We start from the raw sequence: 2,804 nt of genomic DNA on the forward strand, positions 1-2,804 counted from the left end.
GGGGTGGCCGGATCCCGCCCCTTGTGGCCGCGCTCACAGCGTTCTCATAATCCAGCAACAGATTTGAGCGGGCCATGCCAGAAAGTGCCCGTTTCTTTTCGGTCTTTGGCATGGGCCTGTCATTTCTGCCTCGTATGTCAACCCCCCACGGAAGGCATCACGTTGAAGAACCTCATCAAGGCGCTCAAAAGATGCGCGGTCGCCGGCGCCGCCGCGCTCGCCGTCGTCAGCCTCCAGCCCGCCGGAGCCCAGGCCGCCCCGGCGCCCGTCGTCGGCGGCACGCGCGCCGCGCAGGGCGAGTTCCCGTTCATGGTCCGGCTCTCCATGGGCTGCGGCGGCGCGCTCTACACCCAGCAGATCGTGCTGACCGCCGCGCACTGCGTCGGCGCCTCCGGCAACAACACCAGCATCACCGCGACCGCCGGCGTGGTGGACCTCCAGAGCTCCAGCGGTCGCGTACAGGTCCGCTCGACCAAGGTCCTGCGCGCCCCGGGCTACAACGGCACCGGCAAGGACTGGGCCCTCATCAAGCTCGCCCAGCCCATCAACCTGCCGACCCTGAAGACCGCCACCACGGCGCAGTACAACACCGGCGACTTCACCGTCGCCGGCTGGGGCGCGGCCCGCGAGGGCGGGTCCCAGCAGCGCTACCTGCTCAAGGCGACCGTCCCGTTCGTCGACGACGCCACCTGCCGCGCGGCGGGCGGCTCCTACGGCGACCTCGTGGACGCCGAGGAGATCTGCGCCGGCTTCGACGAGGGCGGCACCGACACCTGCCAGGGCGACTCCGGCGGCCCCATGTTCCGCAGGGACAACGCCGGCGAATGGATCCAGGTCGGCATCGTGAGCTGGGGCGAGGGCTGCGCCAGGCCGGGCAAGCCGGGCGTGTACACGGAGGTCTCGGCCTTCGCCTCCGCGATAGCGCAGGCGGCTTCGACGCTCTGAGCGACGACGCCCGGCGCCGACGCGCAGACGCCGGCACACCGAGGCCGGAAGCACGCCGGCGTCACACCGCGGGCCCGGGGCCGAGCGCCCCGGGCCCGTACCCCGTCCGTACACCCGCCTGTACCCCCGATCCGCGCCGCACCCCCGATCCGCACCGGTCCGCCGTCCGCGCCGGGCGGTGGTCCTCCCCGCCCAACCGCTCACCTGTACGCGTACAGGTACGCACCGGGCAGGTGCGCACCGTCACCGGACGACCGCGGGACGGCCCGCCGAGACCCGCTGCCCACCGGCCCGCATCCCACGGACCGGGCCCCGGCGCTCACGGGCCGCCCGGCCGCTGACTAGGCTCGTCTCCCATGACCACCAGCAACACCGAGGGGACCCCCGCCCCGGGAAACGGCACCCAGCGCGCTCACGGCACCCCGGCCGCCGCCGGGACCGGCGTCGACCCGTCCGTGCAGGCCGAGCTCGAACGGCTCCGCGACAGCATCGACAACATCGACGCCGCCGTCGTCCACATGCTCGCCGAACGCTTCAAGTGCACCCAGCAGGTGGGCCGCCTCAAGGCCGCCCACAAACTGCCACCCGCCGACCCCTCCCGCGAGGCCCGCCAGATCGCCCGGCTGCGCGAACTCGCCGAGAACGCCAAGCTCGACCCGGCCTTCGCCGAGAAGTTCCTGACGTTCATCATCGCCGAGGTGATCCGCCACCACGAGACCATCGCGCGCTCCTGATCCGCCCTGCACACGGCCCCCGGCGTACGGCACGATATGGCCATGTCCGTACTGACGCGCGAAGAAGCGACGACACGAGCGGGAGCCCTCGAGGTCCACCGCTACACCATCGACCTCGACCTGACCCGCGGCGAGGAGGTCTTCGGTTCCACGACGGTCATCCGCTTCACGGTCCGCGAGTCCGGTGCGGACACCTTCGCCGAGCTGCGGCCCCGTACCCTGCACCGGGTCCTCCTCGACGACCGGGAACTCGACCCGGCCCTCCTCGACGACGGTCGGTTCCCGCTCAAGGACCTCACCGCCGGCCGGCACGAGCTGCGCATCGAGGCCGACATGGCCTACTCGCACACCGGTGAGGGCATGCACCGCTTCACCGATCCCGCCGACGGCGAGACATACCTCTACACGATGTGCTGCATGACCGACGCGGACCAGGTCTTCGCCGCCTTCGACCAGCCCGACCTCAAGGCCGTCTTCAAGGTCTCCGTCACCGCCCCCGCCGACTGGACGGTGATCGGCAACGGCCGCGCCACCAGGTCCGGCGAGACGGACAACGGCGCCACCCGGTGGAAACTCGCCAAGACACCCCCCATCAGCACCTACCTGATGGCGCTCGCCGCCGGCCCCTACCACTCCGTGACGACGGAGTACAAGGGCATCCCCTTCGGCCTGCACGTCCGCCGCTCCCTCGGCCCCCACCTCGACGCCGACGCCGACGAACTCCTCGACATCACCCGCGGCTGCTTCGACCGCTACCACGAGATCTTCGACGAGCCCTATCCCTTCGACTCGTACGACCAGGCCTTCGTGCCCGAGTTCAACTCCGGCGCCATGGAGAACCCAGGACTCGTCACCTTCCGCGACGAGTTCATCCACCGCTCCGCCGTCACCGACGCCGAACGCCAGACCCGCGCCATGGTCATCGCCCACGAGATGGCCCACATGTGGTTCGGCGACCTCGTCACCATGAAGTGGTGGGACGACATCTGGCTCAACGAGTCCTTCGCCGAATACATGGGCTTCCAGATCCTCTCCGAGGCCACCCGATTCACCAGCACCTGGGCCGACTTCGCCGTCGCCCGCAAGTACTGGGGCTACGACGCCGACCAGCGGCCGTCCACCCAC

3 protein-coding genes are annotated in these 2,804 nt (G+C 70.5%); all 3 read left to right on the forward strand.

All coding sequences use genetic code 11. The annotated features are described in order from the left end of the window. Nucleotides 1–162 precede the first annotated feature (162 nt). Nucleotides 163–945: a serine protease gene (locus GUY61_RS37125; RefSeq protein WP_166634695.1), complete on the forward strand. Its 783-nt coding sequence runs from the start codon at nucleotides 163–165 to the stop codon at nucleotides 943–945. Nucleotides 946–1,301: 356 nt separating this feature from the next. Next, the gene (locus tag GUY61_RS37130) at nucleotides 1,302–1,679 is read left to right on the forward strand and encodes a chorismate mutase (protein ID WP_208106927.1); all 378 of its coding nucleotides are present in this window, start codon (nucleotides 1,302–1,304) and stop codon (nucleotides 1,677–1,679) included. A gap of 42 nt (nucleotides 1,680–1,721) precedes the next feature. Then, nucleotides 1,722–2,804 (forward strand): M1 family aminopeptidase (locus GUY61_RS37135; RefSeq protein WP_243767015.1); only part of this gene is annotated, 1,083 nt, incomplete at its 3' end.

Source organism: Streptomyces sp. GC420, from assembly GCF_009916105.1.
Classification (GTDB): Bacteria; Actinomycetota; Actinomycetes; order Streptomycetales; family Streptomycetaceae; genus Streptomyces.

What these genes read in the sequence shown, in the direction of transcription:
- GUY61_RS37130 (WP_208106927.1), top strand. Translation starts at nt 1,302, where the DNA reads ATGACCACCAGCAACACCGAGGGGACCCCCGCCCCGGGAAACGGCACC.